We start from the raw sequence: 19,498 nt of genomic DNA on the forward strand, positions 1-19,498 counted from the left end.
AGTGTGGGCAACGATGGATGAGGGGTAAGGGTGCCGAAACGAATGTTAACAGATTCGCGTGCGCCGCCCAGATGGGGCTCTGCCCGTTCCCATGGCGTATAACTACGTAACGGGCCGCGCGACCGGCGGTGGCGACGCGCGGGCTAGAGCGGGATGTAGCACACCGTGTTCGAGATCATGATCATGATGAACACCAGGCACGTCGTCAGCGGACCGAGGTAGATCCGGCCGGTGAGGTTGAAGAAGGCGCGGTTGAAATACGGCAGGACGAACATCATCGGCACGACCGCGAAGAGCAGGTTGATGTAGAGCCAGCCGTCGGTCCAATGCACCGTGCCCGTGCGGGCGAACGTCGCGTATTGAACGACGATGATGAGGAGCAGCCCGAGCGAGTTCGCCAAGCCGCCGAGCAGCCGGCTGCGCCACTCCGGCATGCCCGCGGGCCGCATCGCGCCGTTCACGCGAAGCGAGTTGGCGAGGAAGAACGGCAGGAACGCCGGTGCATACATCGCGAGGAAGATCAGCAGCGCGGGCTGGAAGACGCGCACGCCGAGAAACAGGAAGCGGTAGTCGACATGGAACACCGCGCTCACCACGAAGAGCAGGCCGTAGAATCCGGCAAATAACGTGAGCGCCAGCACGGCGGTGCGGGCTAGTTCACCGGGACTCGTCGCGGCGCCCCACATCGCGGGCGTCACGCCGTGGCGCCGTCCGTGCCAGCGATAGCCGACGTAGAAGAGCAAGAAGCCCACGGCGCCGTTGAGCAGCGCCCACAGCATCACGGCATTGTTCATGCGCTGCGGAAAAAACCACGTCTGCTCTCGCCCCGACGCGGCGACGAACAGGCGCTGCGACAGCTCCGCCAGCGGGATGTAGCTGAAGCACGCGACGACCGCGCCGGCGACGAGCAGGCCCCAAAACACGAACCGCCCTGCGCCTTGTGCGCGCGGCTGCTGCAGCGGCACCGGATGCGCCAGCGGCTGGAAAAAGCGCACGTGCGCGAGCAGCAGTTGCGCGGCCGGCACGAGCGCGACCAGCGCCGCGACGAGCGCCACGAGCGTCAGCAGTTCCTTCCAGAACCAAACCTGATCGCGACTCGAGAGGTCGCTTCGGAGATCGAACACGCGCTCGAAGAATTCGAGTTGGTTGGCCATCGCCTCGACGCTGTAGGGCTGGAACGGATGCAGCACGCGCTCGTTGTGCACGACTCGAAGGCTGCGCGCGGCGACGCTGCCGTAGTAGTGCCCCAGTTCCACTTCGGACACGGGGGACGTCGCGAGCGCCGCGGAGGAATTGACGAGACGCAGCGCCTCGGGCGCGCGCCGCATGTCGCCATGACCGAGTTCGTTCCGGTAGGCGCCTTCGTCGTAGAGCGCGTAACTGATGCCGATGTTCGAGCGCGCGCGATCGAGCAGCTTGTCGGTCAGCGACAGCACGTAGCCGGAGACGAACGCCGAGTGGAGCTTGCTGGGTCGACCCGCACGCTCCGCCTCGCGGCCGAAATACGCGGCGGCCTGCATGACGGCGTTGCCGCCCGCCGAGTGGCCGGTGGCGCCGAGGCGTGACTTGTCGACGTAGTTGAGCAAATCGGTGTTCGCGGCGAATTCCACCGCGGCGAACAGGCCATAGCCTTCCGTCGTGGCCGACTGCGGACTCATCGACGCGCTCGAGCTGCCTTGCGCGTAGGGATCGATCGCGATCGCCACGATGCCGCGGCGCGCGAGTTCGAGGGCGACGTTGGCCATCGTCTCCTTCGAGCGCTGGAAGCCGGGCACGACGACGACGAGCGGGGCCTTGTGTTCAGCAGTCGCGCTGCGCGGGCGGTAAAGGTCCGCCGCGAGCCACTGGCCGTTCTGCGTCGGCAGGTTCAGTCCGACCACCTGCACGCGGCCGCACAAATTTTGGATGAGTGAGGCGAGCAGCGCGCTCACGAGCACCAACAGCACGCAGAAGCCGAGCCGGCGCGCGGCGCGACGAGCGGATTGCTCGGCGTCCGCAGGGGGCGCCGACGACAATGGGGCAACGGGAGGAGGCATGGGCAACGCGGCGCGAGCAGCGTAGCAGGCAGGTCGCGGGCGTCTAGATGTGAGCCTCGCTGCCATCGTGGCGTAGTTCTACGCCATGGGCCGCGCGCTTGCGGTCTGGTAAGACTTCGGTGTGCTAGACGTGCCCATGGCCACTGCCCCTTCCGCCGCCCTCACGTTCGTCCTCGTCGACGACACGGCGACGTTCCGCGGTTTGTTGAAGGACGCGCTGCAACGGCGTTTTCAGCCGCGCGCGCTGCACGATTTCGGCAACGCGCACGAGGCGCTCGCTGCGTGCCTCGCGCAGCCGCCGGATTTGCTGATCGTGGATCTCTATCTGCGCGAGGCGGACGGCCGCGACCTGGTCCGCGCGCTGCGGCAACGCGGACTGGCCACGAAGGTGGTCGTGCTCACGGCGCATCCCGAAGCGCAACTGCCGGCGGAACTCGTCGCGCTCGGCGTGGCGGGATTCGTGGACAAGAATTCACCGTTCGAGCAGATCGATCGCGCCGTGCAATGCGTGCTCGATGGCGGCATGTTCTTCTCGGCCACGGTGCCGCCTCCGGTGCCGTCGTCGCTCGCGAGTTTGCCGGATTTGCCGCGCCTCGGCGCCGACGCGCTCTCGGAACGCGAGCGCGAGGTCGTGCGGCTCGTCGCGCGCGGCATGGTCTCAAAGGAGATCGGCGCGCAGCTAGACCTGAGCACGCGCACGGTGGAAAAGCATCGCGCGCGCATCCTGGCGAAACTCGGCCTGCACGATGTGGCAACGCTCGTGCGCTGGTGTCTGAGGAACGGGCTGGGTTGAGCGGCCGAGCGTTGTGGGAGCGAGCTAGCTCGCTCCCACAAGAAATCCTCACTTCGCCGCCACCGGCAGCAGCACGCGGAACACCGCACCTTTGCCGGGCTGCGATTGCACTTCGAGGCGACCGCCTTGCAGCGTCAGCAGCTCGCGCGCGATGAAAAGCCCGAGGCCGGTCGAGTCCTCCCCTTCCCCCGTCGGCTTCGCGGAGAGTTTTTGGTAGGGCGCGAAGATTTTCGCGAAGTCCGCCGGCCCAAGCCCAGGGCCGCTGTCGCGCACCTCGGCGAAGGCCCACGCGCCGGCTTCGCCAAGCGCGACGGTGATGTCGCCGCCGGGCGGGGAGAATTTCAGCGCGTTGCCGATGAGGTTGTCGAAGACCTGGCGCAGACGCTCCGGGTCGGCGAGCACGCGCGACACGGGCGCGGCGGCGGGAGCGAGCGTGAGGCGTTGTTCCTTTTGCGCGGCGATGGGGCGCAGGCTCTCGACGGCGGTGCGCGCGAGTTCGGCGAGATCGAGCTCGGTGGTGTGCAGCTGAAGGTTGCCCTCCTCCATCGCGGAAGCGTCGAGGAAGTCGCGCACGAGCGTGCGCATGCGCGCGGTGTCGGCCTGGATGCCGGCGGCGAGGCGGCGGACGTTGGGTTCGTCGTGCGGCGCGCGCGCGATGAGACCGGCGGTGGCATTGAGCGCGGTGAGCGGAACCTTGAGATCGTGCGACGCCATTTGCAGGAGGCGCGATTTCAGCGCCTCCGCCTCCTCGGCCTGCGCGCGGGCGCGCTCGGTGGCGGCGCGCATCTTGCGTTCGGCGCGCAGACGGACGAGTTGCACGAGAATGACCGCACCGAGCAGAGTGACGCCGCCGATCAAGCCGGCGGCGAGGGCGAGATTTTGCGAGCGGCGCTGCTCGAGTTCGGCGGTCTTCACATCCTGATCGCGGCGCAGGAGACGGATCTGGAGCTCGCGCTGCTCGTCGCGATAGCGCGCGCGCAACTCGTCCATGCGGCGCCGGTCCTCCTCGCGCTGGAGTTGCTCGGTGGCGGCGGCGAGTTTGCGCTGGCTGTCGAGGGCGAGAGCGAGTTCGCCGCGCGCCTCGTAGGTCACGGCGAGTTCGCGATGAATCTCGGCGAGCACCTCAGCGCTTTCGAGCGTGCAGGCAACTTGGAGGGCGGTGAGGAGGTGCGCGAGCGCCTCGTCGAGCCGGCCGGCGTGGCGGAGAACGGTGCCGAGTCGGCGGTGCGTGTTGGCGATGTAGCGACGATACTTGAGCGCCTCGAAGGTGGTCAGCGCGCGGCTGAGATAGCTGAGCGCTTTTTCGGTGTCGCCCTGGCCATCGGCCGCGAGGCCGAGATTGGTGAGCGATTCGGCGATGGCGCGGCGGTTGCCGTAGCCTTCGCGCACGTGGAGGGCTTCGCCGTGGATCGAGATGGCGCGCGGGTAATCTCGTTTGCCGAGGTAATAGTTGCCGAGGCTGTTGAGCAGACTGGCGCGCATGCGCTCGTCCTTCGCGTCGAGGGCGTAAGCGAGACCACGATTGAAGTGCTGCAGCGCGTCCTCGTCGCGCCCGTAGCGCTGGTAAGTCAGGCCGAGTCCGCCGTGGGTGCGCGAGAGCAGTGCGGCATCGCCGAGCGATTCGGCGAGGCGCAACTCCTCGAGGTGGCGCTCAAGCGAGCCGGGGTAATCGCTGAGGTTCCAGTAGAGGCGGCCGAGCAGGTAGAGAAAATCGATCTGCAGGCGGACGTCGCCGAGCTTGCGGGCGCGAGCGAGTCCGTCGCGCGCGCCGGCGAGGCCGTCCGAATAGTCGCCGCGGCGGCGCTGGAGGTTCACCACGGTGACGAGCGCGTGGAGCGCATCGGACTCGTTGGCCGATTGCGCGAGCGTCTGCCGCGCGGCTTCCCAAACCTCGTCGCCGTCGGGCGTCTCGGAGTCCGTGGCGGTGGAAACCGGTGGCCCCGGATCGCGAGCGACGCGCGGCGCCGATTGGGCGCCGGCGAAGAGCGGCAGCCCGAGCAGCACTAGCAACCAGCACGCGTGACGGAACACGGCCGGCAAATCGCCAGAAGCGCCGCGGGCTTTCAATGCCAATTCCCCGCCCCGGAAAACATGAAGGGGCCGCCTCTGCAGGCGACCCCTTCACGACCTAACACCAAGCAAACCGTAAGAACTATCGAGGGGAAAGACGCAGTGGCGGCGAAAACGTTGAATTTTTCTCGGAAATTTTTTCGGGACCGTGAAGAGGCGAACTTCGACCCCGGTAAACATGAAGGGCGCCCCTCGCGGGGCGCCCTGCATGACCTAACACCAAGCAAACCGTAAGAACTACAAACAATGTTCGTTTTGAACGACGCACTGATGCGTTCAGATAGACGCAGGCTCGCTCAGAAACGTTGAAAATTTCCCGAACGAATTTTGTGAACAACTTCTTCGGAATTCAGCTGGTGTTTCGCGTTGGCCCCAAGTGAGTTGTGCGACGGTTCGGTTCCGGTTTCAGGGCGCGGTAACGCGCCCCGCCTTGTCATAATCGCACGGAAACCATGAACCCTCGTCCCCACCTGTTCGGCGTCCTCGCCGGACTGTTTCTCGCCGCCGGCCTGGCCGGCTCGGCCGCCATCGTCGCCTCGACGCTCACGCGCCTGAACGACAGCAATTCCATCAACGTTACCGGCGCTGCACGCCGCAACGTCCGCTCCGATCTCGTGATTTGGAACGCCAGCTTCAGCGCCGATGCGCCGACGCTGCTCGAGGCGCAGCAGCGCCTGCAAGCCGACCTCGCGAAGGTCACCGAGTTTCTTCGCCAGCACAACGTCACCGAAATCGCGGCCGAACCGGTCGTCATCCGTGAGCTCACCACGAAGCGAAAGCTCGAAGGCGACGACGGAAACTACGCCGTCGTGCGAGTGGGCTACCGGCTCACGCAGGCGTTCGAAGTGCGCTCGAGCGACGTGGAAGGCGTGCCGAAGCTGGCTGCGAATTGCGGGCCGTTGATCGAGCAAGGCGTCGCGCTCGCGTCGGGCGGCTTCGCGTTCATCTACACGAAAGCCGGCGAAGCGAAGGTCGAAATGATGGCCGAGGCCACGAAGGACGCTCGCGCTCGGGCGGAGCTGATCGCCGCGCAAGGCGGTCGCCGCGTCGACGGGCTGCGCAGCGCGAAGGTGGGCGTCGTGCAAATCAACCCGCTGCACTCGAGCGCGACGAGCTGGGAGGGCAACAACGACACGACCGCCCTCGACAAGACGATCATCGCCACGATCAGCGCATCGTTCGCAATGAAGTGACGGCCGCGCGACGCGGAGCTGTCCGGTAGGGGCGCTTGCCCTCAAGCGCCCTTAAAGCGAGGCGCACGCGTGAGATTGCCGAGGGCCGTTGAGGGCAACGGCCCCTACCCTCTCCGCAGCGTCGTTGCGAGCAGGTGGGCGCTGACGTCCTCGGCGGCGCCGCGCGAACGTGGCCCATGCCGCGATCGCAGATCTCGCCGCCGCCGGGACGGCGGCGACCACCTCAGAGATGCACTTCCGCCGGCACGATCTTGCCGGCGTTTTCTTTTTCGCGCACCGGCGTGCTCTTGAGCGGGTAGCGGAATTGCCGGCCCTCGAAGTTGTGGAAGACCACTTCGTCGTCGGTGATTTGCTCCAGATACTCCGGGTTGATCGGCACCTTGCCACCGCCGCCGGGCGCATCGATGACGTATTGCGGCACCGCGTAGCCGGTGGTGTGGCCGCGCAACGCCTGGATGATCTCGATGCCCTTGCGGACGTCGGCCTTGAAGTGCGCGCCGCCCGTGATGAGGTCCATCTGGTAAATGTAGTAAGGCCGCACGCGCATCCGCAGCAGGCGATGCACGAGCGCCTTCATGACGTCGGCATCGTCGTTCACGCCGCGGAGGAGCACGCTCTGGTTGCCGAGCGGGACGCCGGCGAAGGACAGACGCTCGAGCGCGTCCTTCAACTCCTGCGTGGCTTCGCGCGGGTGGTTGGCGTGGATGCTCATCCAGATCGGGCCGTGCTTCTTGAACACCTCGCACAGCTCGGGCGTGATGCGTTGCGGCAGAAAAATCGGGATGCGCGAGCCGATGCGGATGAACTCCACGTGCTTGATCGCGCGGAGGCGGCCGAGGAGATGATCGAGCTTCTTGTCCGAGAGCAGCAGCGGATCGCCGCCGGAAAGGAGGACGTCGCGAATCTCCGGATGCGCCTCGATGTAGCGGAGGCCCTGCTCGTATTCTGGGTGGAAGTTGTAGTCCTGCGCGTTCGAAACGAGGCGGCTGCGCGTGCAATACCGGCAGTAGCTCGCGCAGCGATCCGTCACGAGAAACAACACGCGATCCGGATAACGGTGCACAAGTCCGGGCACCGGCGAGTGCTCATCCTCGCCGAGCGAATCGAGCATCTCTTCCTGTGACGTGATCGATTCGTCGATGCGCGGGATGACCTGCTTGCGGATCGGGCAGTTCGGGTCGTTGCGATCAATCAGGTTGAAAAAATACGGCGTGATCGCGAGGGCGAGCTTGTGGCTGGCGAAGAGGCAACCGGCTTTCTCCTCGGGCGTGAGCGTCATGAGGCGCTCGAGTTGCTCGACCGTCGTGATGCGGTTCTTCAGCTGCCACGTCCAATCGCGCCAGTCGCTTTCCGGGATGTGCTGCCAGAGACCCTGGCCTTCAAACCAGGCGGCGCGATCTTCGATGTAAGGCATGATGCTGTAAAACGGCTATGCGGTTGACCGGGGGTGTCAAACGGCGGTTTGCCAACATGACCCGCACAGTTCCACCCGAATTCCTCCAGTGCGCCACCGGATGCGGCCCGGATAAACCGCAGGCAATTAGCGATTTCTTAGCGTCCCGGCGTCGGGACTTAATTAGGCGGCCGGGGAGTGCGCCGGTATCGTCCGGACATGACCGCCGCCGATGTCACCTACCTTGCGCTCTTCGTCGCCCTCCTGACCATCGCAACGCCGCTGCTGGGTGCCTGGCTAGCAGCGGTCCTCCGCGGCGAACCGCCCGCCGGCCTCCGTTGGCTCGCGGCGGTCGAACGCGCGATCTACCGGCTGGGTGGAGTCGACGCGGCAACCGAGATGACATGGGGGCGCTACGCCGGAGCGCTGATCGCATTCAACCTCCTCGGCGGCGCCGTCGTGCTCGCCCTCCAGCTCGTGCAAGCGCACCTGCCGCTCAACCCGCAGGGCTTCGACCCCGTGCCGCTCGGTGTCGCGGTGAACACCGCCGTCTCCTTCCTGACCAACACCAACTGGCAGGCCTACTCGGGCGAGGCGTCGCTCAGTTACCTCACGCAAATGGCCGGCCTCGGCGTGCAAAACTTCCTCAGCGCCGCCACCGGGCTCGCCGTCATGGCAGCGCTCGCCCGCGGCTTCAGCCGCAAATCCGCCGCCGGACTCGGCAACTTCTGGGCCGACCTCGTGCGCTCCACGCTCTACGTGCTGCTCCCGCTCTCGCTCGTTTTCGCCGTCGTGCTGGTGTCGCAGGGCGTCGTGCAATCCTTCGCGCCCTACCCGACCGCCACCACGCTCGCCGGCGCCGAGCAAGTCATCCCGCTCGGTCCGGCCGCCTCGCAGATCGCGATCAAGCAGCTCGGCACGAACGGCGGCGGTTTCTTCGGCGTGAACTCCGCGCACCCGTTCGAGAATCCGACGCCGCTTTCCAACTTCCTCCAAACGCTCGCGATCCTGCTCCTGCCCGCTGCCTGCGTCTATGCCTACGGCCTGCTCGTCGGCGTGCGCCGCCACGCGTGGGTGCTCTACGGCGTGATGCTGGCCTTTTTTCTCGGCGCACTCGGCCTCTCGCTCTGGGCCGAATACGCGACGCCCGGCTCCGCGGCACTCGCGCTGGAGGGCAAGGAAGTGCGCTTCGGCGTCACGCCGTCGATCCTCTGGGCCAACGCCACCACCGTCGCGTCCAATGGCTCCGTCAACGCCATGCACTCGTCGCTCTCGCCGCTCGCCGGCGGCCTCGCGCTGTTCAACATGCTGCTCGGCGAAATCGTCTTCGGCGGCATCGGCTCCGGCCTCTACGGCATGGTCGTCGTCGCGATCCTCGCGGTCTTCCTCGCCGGCCTGATGGTCGGCCGCACGCCCGAATACCTCGGCAAGAAAATCGAAGCCTTCGAAGTCCGCATGGCCGTGCTCGCGATTTTGTTGCCCTGCGCCGCCGTGCTGCTCGGCTGCGCCGCCTCGTTCGCCACCGCCGCGGGCCGCGCCGCCGTCGGCAACGCCGGCCCGCACGCGTTGACCGAGATCCTCTACGCGTGGGGTTCGATGGCCAACAACAACGGCTCCGCCTTCGGCAGCCTCACCGCCACCGGCGACCTCTACACGTGGGGCGGCGCGCTCGCCATGCTCCTCGGCCGCTTCGGCGTCATCGTGCCCGTGCTCGCGCTCGCCGGCCGCTTCGCCGCCAAGAAAACCGTGCCGCCCTCGAGCGGCACCTTCCCGACCGACGGCCCGCTCTTCGCCGTGCTGCTCGCCGGCACAATCGTGATCGAAGTCGCGCTGATCTACTTCCCCGCGCTCACGCTCGGCCCCGTCCTCGAACACCTCCTCCTCGCCGCCGGCCGCACGTTCTGAACCAGCGGCCCCGGCAACGAGTAACCTAATAGGTTACCGCTCCGCCCTCCGCTCTCACTCATTTCCCCGTTCTCACACCTCGCTCGCTCCCCATGAAAACCATCCGCGCCTCCGCTTGGGACGCCGCCCTGCTCCGCCGCGCCGCGCTCGACGCCGTGCGCAAACTCGACCCGCGCGAACTCTGGCGCAATCCCGTCATCTTCGTCACCGCGCTCGGTGCCGTCGCCGTCACTTTTGTCGCCGCGCACGACCTTTTCGCCGGCACGCTCACGGGCTTCACGGTGCAGATCACGCTCTGGCTGTGGTTCACGGTGCTGTTTGCGACTTTCGCCGAAGCCATCGCCGAGGGCCGCGGCAAAGCCCAGGCTGATTCCCTCAAGCGCGCCCGCGCCCAAGTCTTCGCACGCCGCCTCCGCGCCGATCACACCGAGGAGCGCGTCGCGGCCCCGGATTTGCGCAAAGGCGATATCGTCGTCTGCGAAGCGCGCGACGTCATCCCCGCCGACGGCGAAATCATCGAAGGCATCGCCAGCGTCGACGAGTCCGCCATCACCGGCGAATCCGCCCCCGTGGTCCGTGAGAGCGGCGGCGACCGTAGCGCCGTGACCGGCGGCACGCGCGTGTTGAGCGACCGCATCGTCGTGCGCGTCACCGTCGAGCCGGGCGCGGGTTTCCTCGATCGCATGATCGGCCTCGTCGAAGGAGCCTCGCGCCAGCGCACGCCGAACGAGATCGCGCTCGGCATCCTGCTCGTCGCGCTCACGGCCGTCTTCCTCGGCGTCGTGGCGACACTGCCGTTTTTCGCGCGTTTCAGCGAGTCGCTCGCCGGCCAACCCGGCGCGGTCGACACTTCGTTGCCCGTGCTCGTGTCGCTCTTTGTCTGCCTCATCCCGACGACCATCGGCGGCTTGCTCAGCGCCATCGGCATCAGTGGCATCGACCGCCTCATCCGTCGCAACGTCATCGCCACGTCCGGCCGTGCCGTCGAGGCCGCGGGCGACATCGACGTGCTCCTCCTCGACAAGACCGGCACGATCACGCTCGGCAACCGCCAGGCCGTCGAGTTTCTCCCCGCGCCCGGCGTGGCCGCCGAACGCCTCGCCTCCGCCGCGCAACTCGCCTCGCTCGCCGACGAAACGCCCGAGGGCCGCAGCATCGCCGTGCTCGCGAAGGAAAAATTCAACCTGCGCGAGCGCGACGTCGCCGCGCCGCACGCGACGTTCGTTTCCTTCGCGGCGCAGACGCGCATGAGCGGCGTCGATCTCGCTGGCCGCTCCATCCGCAAGGGCGCCGCCGACAGCGTGCGCGCGTGGGCCGCCGCGCAAGGCGGCGCGTGGCCCGCCGAAGTCGCGGCCACCGTCGAGCGCATCGCCAAGGCCGGCGGCACGCCGCTGGTCGTCGCCGAGGACGCCGCCGTGCTCGGCGTCATTTACCTCAAGGACGTCGTGAAGGGCGGCATCAAGGAGCGCTTCGCCGAACTCCGCCGCATGGGCATCCGCACCGTGATGATCACGGGCGACAACCCCCTGACCGCCGCCGCCATCGCCGCCGAGGCGGGCGTGGACGACTTCCTCGCCCAGGCCACACCTGAGATGAAACTCGCGCGCATTCGCGCCGAGCAATCCGCCGGCCGCCTCGTCGCCATGACGGGCGACGGCACCAACGACGCACCTGCGCTCGCGCAGGCCGACGTCGGCGTTGCCATGAACACCGGCACACAGGCCGCGCGCGAGGCCGGCAACATGGTCGACCTCGATTCGAACCCCACGAAGCTCATCGAAATCGTCGAGATCGGCAAACAGCTGCTTATGACGCGCGGCGCGCTCACGACGTTCTCGGTCGCGAACGACGTGGCGAAATACTTCGCGATCATCCCCGCGATGTTCGCCGGCCTCTACGCCGTCACCGGCGGCAACGGCCCGCTCGCCACGCTCAACCTCATGGCGCTGCACTCGCCCCAGAGCGCGATCCTCAGCGCCGTCATTTTCAACGCGCTCATCATCGTTGCGCTCGTGCCGCTGGCACTGCGCGGCGTCACCTACCGGGCGTTGCCCGCCGCCGACCTGTTGCGCCGCAACCTCGTCGTCTACGGCCTCGGCGGCCTCGTGGCTCCGTTCGTGGGCATCAAGCTCATCGACCTCCTGCTCGTCGCCACGCACCTCGCATGAACCCACGCGCACGCTCAAACAGCCCAGTGCGGATGCTGACCTGCGCCTTCAGCCCGTGTCGGCGCCCCCCCGCCCACAGCCATCCATTTCCCGCCCATAACCCGAAAAGTGTAACCTAATAGGTTACACTTTTCGCAGTCACTCGCTCAGCCCACCAGACTCATCCACCATGAAAACCATCTTCGCCGCGTTCCGCTTGTTCGTCGTCCTCACGCTACTGACCGGCCTCGCCTACCCGCTCGCCGTCTGGGCCATCGGGCGCGCGTTTTTCCGCGACGCCGCCGAGGGCTCGCTCGTCCACCGCGACGGGCAACTTGTCGGCGCCGCGCTGCTCGCGCAAAAAACCACCGATCCGCGCTACTTCTGGCCGCGCCCTTCCGCGGGCGACTACGCCACGGTCGCCTCCGGTGCGAGCAACCAAGCCTGGACCAGCGCCGCGCTGGCGAAGTCCATCGCCGATCGCCGCGCCGCCTACGCGCCGCAAGCGGACGTTCCCGCCGAACTGCTCACCGCCAGCGGCAGCGGCCTCGATCCTGACCTCTCAGCCGACGCAGCGCGCTTCCAGATCGACCGCATCGCCACCGCTCGCCACCTCACGCCGGCCCAACGAAATACACTCGTCGAACTCGTTGCGCAGCACACCGAAGGCGGGCAGCTTAGTCCGGCCCGCATCAACGTCCTCCGCCTCAATCTCGCGCTCAACCGCACCTTCGCCGCTCTGTGAACGACACCGTCCGCCCTGATCCCGACAACTTGCTCGCCTCCCTGCAGGCGCGCGAGGCCCGGGCGCGGCGCGGACACTTGAAAATCTTCCTCGGGATGTGCCCCGGCGTGGGCAAAACCTACGCCATGCTCCGCGCCGCTCAGCGGGAGCGCGCCGCCGGCACCGACGTGGTCGGCGGCCTCGTCGAGACCCACGGACGCACCGAGACCGAGGCGCTGCTGGCGGGATTGACCATGCTCCCGCGCCGCGTGATCGAGCATCGCGGCGCGCAACTCGGTGAACTCGACCTCGAGGCCGCGCACGCCCGCTCGCCGCGCTTGCTGCTCGTCGATGAGCTCGCGCATACCAACGCCCCCGGCTCGCGCCACGCCAAGCGCTGGCAGGATGTCGTCGAGCTGCTCGAAGCCGGCATCGACGTCCTCACCACGCTCAACATCCAGCACGTCGAGTCACGCGCGGACGCCGTGCGCGAGATCACCGGTGCCGTGCAGCGCGAGACCGTGCCCGATTCCATGCTCGATCTCGCCGACGAGCTCGAACTCGTCGACCTCACGCCCGAGGGCCTGCTCGAGCGCTTGCAGGAAGGCAAAGTCTACCTCGGCGAACGTGCCGCGGCCGCCGCGCAGAATTTTTTCCAGGAATCCCACCTCGCTGCGCTCCGCGAACTCGCGCTCCGCTACACCGCCGAGCGCGTCGACCGCCAGCTCCGCGAACTGCGCTCCGGCACCGCCAAGCAGACCGTGTGGCGCAGCGGCGAGCGTCTGCTCGTCGCGGTGGGCGCGAGTCCCTTTTCCACCCAACTCGTGCGCTGGACGCGCCGCCTCGCCGCCGCGCAGGGGGCCGCGTGGGTCGCCGTGCACGTCGAGGCCTTGTCGCCGCTCCCGTCCGACGACCAGCGCCGACTCGACCAAAATCTCGCCCTCGCCCGCGAACTCGGCGCCGAGGTCGTGGTGACGCAGGATGAGGACATCGCCACCGCACTCGTCCGCACCGCGATCCAGCACAACGCCACGCAAATCGTCGTCGGCAAACCGCGCACGCGCCGCTGGCTCGACCTCTGGCGCGGCACGCTCGTCGACCGCCTGCTCCGCCTCGGCGGCAAGATCGACGTCTACGTCGTGCCGGTCGAGGACCGCGCGCCGCTGGTCGATTTCGCGCGTTTCGACCACGAGCTGCGCAGCGGCGCGGGCGAATACGCGTTCGCGGGCGCCACGATCGCAGCCATCACGGTCGGCGGCTTGCTGTTGCCGCCGAACTACTATCTCGCGTGCGGCCTCGTTTACCTGCTGGCGACGATTTTGCTGAGCTTGCGCGTCGGACGCGGGCCCGTGCTCGTCGCCGGCGTGCTGAGCGCGCTGGCGTGGAATTTTCTCTTCATCCCGCCGCGCTTCACGTTCCGCATCGAGAAGGTCGAGGACGGCCTGCTCTTCGGCACGTATTTCGTCGTCGCACTCGTCGCCGGGCAACTCACCGCGCGCATCCGCGCGCAGGCCGTGGCCGAGCGCCGCCGCGAAGGCCGCGCGGTGGCGCTTTTCCAACTGACCCGCGCGCTCGCCGCCGCCCGCACGCTCGACGAAGCCGTCTTCGCCGCGCTGCGCCAGGCCGACCAGCTCTTCGGCGCCAAGACCGCGCTGCTCCTCGGTCGCAGCCCTGACGCGCTCGTGCCGCACTTCGCCGGTTCGCTCGCGCTCGACGACAAGGAGCGCGGTGTCGCCGATTGGGTGCTGCTGCATCGGCGGTCCGCGGGGCGCTTCACCGACACGCTGCCCGCCGCGGCGGCGTTTTACCTTCCGCTCGTGCGCGAGGACCGGGCCATCGGTGTGCTCGGCGTCGCCGTGCCGCGTGACCGCGACCTCACGCTCGCGCAGCGCGACTTGATCGAGGCCTTCGCCCGCCAACTCGCGCTCAGCGTCGAACAGGAGCAGCTGCGCGAGGCCGGCGAACGCGAGAAGCTGCTGGCCGAATCGGAAAAGCTCCACCGCGTGCTCCTCGACAGCGTGTCGCACGAGCTGCGCACGCCGCTGGCGGTGATCACCGGCTCGCTCGAAAACCTCGCCGACGCCCCGGCCGATTTGCATGGCTCACTCGTCGACGAAGCACGCGCCGCCGCACGGCGGTTGAACCGACTCGTCGGCAACCTGCTCGACCAAACCCGCCTCGAAAGCGGCGCGCTGCGCCCGCGGCTCGATTGGTGCGACGCGCGCGACTTGATCAACGCCGCGCTCGAAGCCGTGCGCGACGAATTGGCGGGACATCCGCTCGAGATCGTCGTGCCGGCCGACTTGCCGCCGGTGCGCGCGGATTTCGCGCTGACGGAGCAAGCGCTGGCCAATCTGCTGCTCAACGCCGCACGTCACACGCCGGACGGCACGCTGGTCTTCGTCACGGCCGGCACGGAGCGCGGCGGGCAGCGGGTGTTTTTCACCGTGGCGGATCGCGGCCCGGGCTTCCCGCTGGAGATGCGTGAGCGACTGTTCAAGAAGTTCGAGCGCGGCGACGCGGCCAAGGCCGGCGGACTCGGCCTCGGCCTGTCGCTCGTGCGTGGCTTCGTCGCGGCGCAAGGCGGAGAAGTCGTGGTCGGCGCCAACCCGGGCGGCGGTGCGGTGTTCACGATTTACCTGCCGCACCACGAGCCCCAGCCTCCTCCGGCCGAATGAGCGCCCCCGCACCCAACGCCTCCCTGCTCGTCATCGACGACGAGAAGCAGATCCGCCGGCTCCTGCGCGTGACGCTGGAGTCGGGCGGTTATCGCGTCCGCGAGGCCGAGAACGCCACGCTCGGCTTGCAGGAAGTCGCGCATCAGGCGCCGGACGGCATCGTGCTCGACCTCGGCCTGCCGGACCTCGACGGCGTCGAGGTTATCCGCCGCCTGCGCGAGTGGTCGCGCGTGCCGGTGCTGGTGCTGTCCGTGCGCGAAGGCGAGGAGGACAAGATCGCCGCGCTCGACGCCGGTGCGGACGACTACCTCACCAAACCCTTTGGCGGCCGCGAGCTGCTCGCCCGCGTGCGAGCGATCCTGCGACGGGCGCCGGGCAGCGCAGAAGCGTCAGTGGCAAAATTTGGCGAGATCGAGGTCGACCTCGCTGCGCGCGTCGTGCGCCGGGCCGGCACGGAGGTTCACCTGACGGCCAAGGAATACGCGTTCCTCAAGCTGTTGGTGCAGCACCGCGGCAAAGTCGTGACCCAGCGCCAGATTCTCCGCGAAGTCTGGGGACCGGCCGCCGAGGAGCGCACCGACTACCTCCGCGTGCACATGACGCACTTGCGCCAGAAACTCGAAGCCTCGCCCGCCACCCCGCGCCACCTCCGCACCGAGGCCGGCATCGGGTATCGGTTGGTGGAGTGACCCCTACTGGAGAACGCGCCGAGCCTGTTGCGCATCGGGCGCGAGCGGGAGAATCCATTCCGGCTGCGCTACCGTTTCGTCGGCATCGAGACGTTTCCGCCAAGCGGCGTCATCGTATCGATTGGTCGAGCGGATCTCGTGGAACGGCAGCACGGCGCCGCGCGCGAGCACGAGCGTGCCTTTCCACGGATACAGAACGTAGAGCGCCCGCGGTCGACCGATGGCTGTGTGCAAGATTTCGCCTCGCTGCGGGTCGTGCCACACAGAGGCAATGCGCGGTGCATCATCCTCGGGGTCGTGAGCGGCCGAGCCGAAATAGCCCATGATGGTGCCGAGTGATTCCTGATAATTCTGGAGAAAATGCGCTTCGTCAGCGCGCCACTCGGCCTGTCGCAGCTGCTTCTCCACCATCGTCGCCAAACGCGCCGCTGTGGCGCGGAGTTCCTGCCACCGCTCGAAGAGTTGCCGGTCGGGATCGCGACGGTAGCTGCGACTGTCAAGCGGCACGACACGCTCACCCCGTTTCAAGCGGTCGACACGCGTGCGGATCGCCTTCAACAGCTCACGATAGTTCTGCTTCTGTGCTTCGCCTTTCAGGTTTTGGAAACCCCACACTTGAACCGGTGCACCGCCGCGCTCGGCAGCGGATTCCAACTCGACAACAAGATCCGTCTGCTCGCCGGGGATATCTTCGGTGATCTCCACTTTGCCCGCACCGATGCGTTCGAGGTATCTAATGCTCTCATTCAGAAACTCCATTTCTGCCTCGGCGCCTTCGCTAAAAACTCCCGCCGTCTGAAAACGCTCGATCGTCCGGTCCGCAAGCATAGTGAGCCGCTGGAAGAACAGCGGATTCGGCTCAACGAACCCTGCCGGACGCGTTTCCATTCCCGCGGTGAAAATAGCCAGTTTCGCCTGCAACTCCCATGCATGTCGCAACTGCGCCCAGCCGGAGAGCGCAGTTTGCAGTGACTTTCGTTGCCATAGTTCGGAGCGCATGAACTCCGGCGCTGCCGGGTCGACTGGCGCGAACAAGGATTCGAGCACCCAGTAATAACTCTCCGGGAGTCTCCCTGTGGGATAAAAATCGTCCCGATTGCGCCGGTGCGCATCGATCGCCTCTCGCCACGCCGCTGGAGACGAAGAGCGCGCACTAATCTGTTCAGCCAACGCCGAGCGGAGCCACGCGCCCACTTCGACCGAACCCGGCAAAGGACCGGCCGCGCCCGATTTTTCCGCCAAACGAACAAGCAGAACCGCGTCCGGCAGCGCAGTCCCGGCAAGGAGCGTGGTGCTGGCGATGCCGGCGTCTGTCGTCCGCAACGTGTCTCGCACCGTCGATTGCCGATATTTTTCCGAGCGCTGCAAGCCTTCGGTCGAGATACGCAGAGCCTCCATGATCGATTTCGTGGACACCGCCTCGAGAAACCGCGGCGACCCGAAGTCTGCTCCCGCAAAGGAGGGGCCGTCCTCGCCTCCCCAGATTTCCTCACCCGATTCCACGAAAGCCCGCAACCAATCCACATCGCGGTTCAAATCGAGAAACAGCGCAGCCGCCCCCACTTCGATCGGCCGCGACGAACGGAAGGGGACCATTTGCAGCCAGCGCACCGCGCGGTAGTAATCGCTCAGCGTCTCGGTGTCGGCGTAGAAGCCCGTCGGACGGCAACGCCGAAAGTCGATTGCGAGAAATTGCGGCGTTTGCGGCGCGAGCCAACTCGGCAGCAGAACCACGTCCGCCGCTCGAATTTTCGCGACGGTCGCGGCGACCTCGCTCTCCAATGCCGCATCGCCGAGAACAACCTCGCTCCCCAGCAGGCGCATCGCCGGACCGATGGCCAGCACGAGGTGCCGCGAGTAGGGCTCCACTTCTTGGCGTGGTATGTTCGTCGCGGCAAGGCGGCGCGGCAGCTGCGTCCAAGTATCTTCCAGCAGCGCGCGCAACCGAAGCGCGCGACGGCTCTCGAAACGTTTCAAGGTCGCCTCCAACAACACATGAAATCCGTTGAGCAAGGAGTCGCTCGTCACGAACGGCACCACTCCGCTTTCGCCGTAAACGGAGAAGGACTGCTTGTAGGAAGGCCCGGCAATCACCAAGCCGTCGCGCTGCAGTTGGACAACGGCCGCCGCGCTGAGCCCTTGTCCGACTGCATCAGTGCGCCACTCGTAATGTGTCGGAATGCCCACGGTGGACTTGGGTTCAGTCGTGTGCTCAACGCCGCTCTTTTCCTCCTCTGCGCGTTGCTGAATCCGTTGTTGTTGCCGAGCGACGGCGGCTTGAATGGCCGCTTCGCGCGCCGGAGCCTCCTCCTGTTTTTCCCATTCTGCATACGCCTGCCGGTAGACCGCGGCAGCGGCGGTGGCTTCCTCCTCGGACATCTTCGAGAAATCCGGGCGCAACGGCGGTGGTTTCGAAAAATAGTCCGTCGCGACCTCGCCCGATGCAACGGAGTTCAACAGCAACGCGATAAGGCAGATGCACCGGATCACGGCGAGACCTTGTCGCGGCCGCAACCACGGCTCAACGCCTATCTCGTCCACGCTTCGGCGTCCCAGTCTGCGTCACAGTCGGGCGATTTTTGGAAAACCTCTAGACAGCCCCGCGCGAACCGCCTTTCGTGCGTCTTTAATGTCCGCTCCCCAGCCCGCAGTTCTCGCCCTCGAAGACGGCACGGTGTTCCATGGCGCCGCGTTCGGCGCCGCCGCCACCATCGCCGGTGAGTGTGTGTTCAACACCTCGATGACCGGCTACCAGGAGATCCTGACGGACCCCTCCTACTTCGGCCAGATCGTCACGATGACCGCCGTCCAGATCGGCAACTACGGCATCAACGTCGAGGACGAGGAACACAGCGGCCCGAAGGCGTCCGGTTTCGTCGTCCGCGAGGTCTCGCCCGTCGTCAGCAACTGGCGCAGCCAGATGTCGCTCGACGCTTATCTCAAGAAATACGGCATCCCCGGCATCAGCGAAATCGACACCCGCGCGCTGACCAAGAAGCTCCGCGTCACCGGCGCGATGAAGAGCTGCCTGAGCACGCTCCCGATCTCCGACACCGATGCCGTCGCCCGCGCCCGTGGCTGGCAGGACATGGCCGGCAGCGACTACGTCAAGGATACGACCTGCAAGGTGCCCTACATCTGGAGCGACGTCGATCCCTCCCGCCACAACACCGCTTATCTCCCCGTCGGCACCACGCTGGGTGTGCAGCCGCCGCACACGAAGAAGTTCAAGGTCGCCGCGTTCGACTACGGCGCGAAATACACGATCTTCCGCAAGCTCGTCCGTCACGGCTTCGAGGTGCACGTCTTCCCCGCCACCGCCACGCACGAGCAGGTGCGCGAGGCCGGCGTCGATTGCCTGTTCCTCTCCAACGGCCCCGGCGATCCGGCCGCGTTGCCCTACATCCACCAGACGGTCAGCGCGCTGCTGCCGGATTATCCGACCTTCGGCATCTGCCTCGGCCATCAGATGATCACGCACGCGCTCGGCGGCACGACCTACAAGCTGAAGTTCGGCCACCGCGGCGGCAACCAGCCCGTGAAGAACCTCGAGACCGGCAAGGTCTCCATCACGGCGCAAAACCACGGCTTCGCCACCGACCCAAAATCGATCGAAGGCAAAGGCGCCATCGTCACGGAGATCAACCTGAACGACAACACGGTCGAAGGCCTCCGTCACACGGAGTTGCCCGTCTTCTGCGTGCAATACCACCCCGAAGCGGCCCCCGGCCCGAACGACGCCGACCCGCTCTTCGAAGACTTCTACCGGATGGTCGAGAAGCGCAAAGCGGGGAAAATATAAACCGACGAGGTGCCGAGCGAGGGAGTGCAGGCCGCGAGTAGCGACGCAGCGCGACGCCCGGACGGGCG

General features: G+C 66.9%; 12 protein-coding genes. 8 read left to right on the forward strand and 4 right to left on the reverse strand.

Annotation, left to right across the window (positions count from 1 at the left end; genetic code table 11):
* Positions 1 to 143: 143 nt before the first annotated feature.
* Positions 144 to 1,946 (reverse strand): dienelactone hydrolase family protein, encoded by a 1,803-nt coding sequence (locus HZA32_03630; GenBank protein MBI5423150.1) that lies wholly within the window; start codon positions 1,944 to 1,946, stop codon positions 144 to 146.
* A 226-nt stretch (positions 1,947 to 2,172) separates the two neighbouring features.
* Between HZA32_03630 and HZA32_03635 the strand changes: the two genes are divergently transcribed.
* Positions 2,173 to 2,829, forward strand: coding sequence for a response regulator transcription factor (locus tag HZA32_03635; protein ID MBI5423151.1), 657 nt, complete (start codon positions 2,173 to 2,175; stop codon positions 2,827 to 2,829).
* A 48-nt stretch (positions 2,830 to 2,877) separates the two neighbouring features.
* Here HZA32_03635 and HZA32_03640 read toward each other — a convergent pair whose 3' ends face one another.
* Positions 2,878 to 4,860: a tetratricopeptide repeat protein gene (locus HZA32_03640; GenBank protein MBI5423152.1), complete on the reverse strand. Its 1,983-nt coding sequence runs from the start codon at positions 4,858 to 4,860 to the stop codon at positions 2,878 to 2,880.
* Positions 4,861 to 5,351: 491 nt separating this feature from the next.
* On the opposite strand from HZA32_03640, the gene HZA32_03645 reads away from it, so the two are divergent.
* Positions 5,352 to 6,092, forward strand: a complete 741-nt coding sequence (locus tag HZA32_03645) for an SIMPL domain-containing protein (protein MBI5423153.1) — start codon at positions 5,352 to 5,354, stop codon at positions 6,090 to 6,092.
* A gap of 223 nt (positions 6,093 to 6,315) precedes the next feature.
* Here HZA32_03645 and HZA32_03650 read toward each other — a convergent pair whose 3' ends face one another.
* A complete protein-coding gene (locus HZA32_03650; protein ID MBI5423154.1) occupies positions 6,316 to 7,506 on the reverse strand; it encodes a KamA family radical SAM protein in 1,191 nt (396 codons plus the stop codon).
* 198 nt (positions 7,507 to 7,704) lie between these two features.
* On the opposite strand from HZA32_03650, the gene kdpA reads away from it, so the two are divergent.
* The 5 genes from kdpA to HZA32_03675 all read left to right on the forward strand — a co-directional run bounded on the left by kdpA (position 7,705) and on the right by HZA32_03675 (position 15,628).
* Positions 7,705 to 9,390 (forward strand): potassium-transporting ATPase subunit KdpA, encoded by a 1,686-nt coding sequence (gene kdpA / locus HZA32_03655; GenBank protein MBI5423155.1) that lies wholly within the window; start codon positions 7,705 to 7,707, stop codon positions 9,388 to 9,390.
* 92 nt (positions 9,391 to 9,482) lie between these two features.
* The gene (kdpB, locus tag HZA32_03660; protein MBI5423156.1) at positions 9,483 to 11,558 is read left to right on the forward strand and encodes a potassium-transporting ATPase subunit KdpB; all 2,076 of its coding nucleotides are present in this window, start codon (positions 9,483 to 9,485) and stop codon (positions 11,556 to 11,558) included.
* Between the two features lie 169 nt (positions 11,559 to 11,727).
* On the forward strand, positions 11,728 to 12,282 hold the full coding sequence (gene kdpC / locus HZA32_03665; GenBank protein ID MBI5423157.1) for a potassium-transporting ATPase subunit KdpC: 555 nt from the start codon (positions 11,728 to 11,730) through the stop codon (positions 12,280 to 12,282).
* Complete coding sequence (locus tag HZA32_03670) at positions 12,279 to 14,939, forward strand: sensor histidine kinase KdpD (GenBank protein ID MBI5423158.1); 2,661 nt, start codon at positions 12,279 to 12,281, stop codon at positions 14,937 to 14,939. The genes kdpC and HZA32_03670 overlap by 4 nt, the downstream gene beginning before the upstream one ends.
* Positions 14,936 to 15,628 carry a response regulator gene (locus HZA32_03675; GenBank protein ID MBI5423159.1) on the forward strand — a complete coding sequence of 231 codons (693 nt, stop codon included), beginning with the start codon at positions 14,936 to 14,938 and terminating at the stop codon, positions 15,626 to 15,628. The genes HZA32_03670 and HZA32_03675 overlap by 4 nt, the downstream gene beginning before the upstream one ends.
* Positions 15,629 to 15,631: 3 nt before the next feature.
* On the opposite strand, the gene HZA32_03680 is transcribed toward HZA32_03675, so the two are convergent.
* The gene (locus HZA32_03680) at positions 15,632 to 18,118 is read right to left on the reverse strand and encodes a DUF3160 domain-containing protein (GenBank protein ID MBI5423160.1); all 2,487 of its coding nucleotides are present in this window, start codon (positions 18,116 to 18,118) and stop codon (positions 15,632 to 15,634) included.
* Positions 18,119 to 18,257: 139 nt separating this feature from the next.
* On the opposite strand from HZA32_03680, the gene carA reads away from it, so the two are divergent.
* Positions 18,258 to 19,430 (forward strand): glutamine-hydrolyzing carbamoyl-phosphate synthase small subunit, encoded by a 1,173-nt coding sequence (carA, locus tag HZA32_03685; protein MBI5423161.1) that lies wholly within the window; start codon positions 18,258 to 18,260, stop codon positions 19,428 to 19,430.
* Positions 19,431 to 19,498: the final 68 nt, after the last annotated feature.

The sequence above is a fragment of the Opitutia bacterium genome (genome assembly GCA_016217545.1).
Taxonomy (GTDB): Bacteria; Verrucomicrobiota; Verrucomicrobiia; order Opitutales; family Opitutaceae; genus Didemnitutus.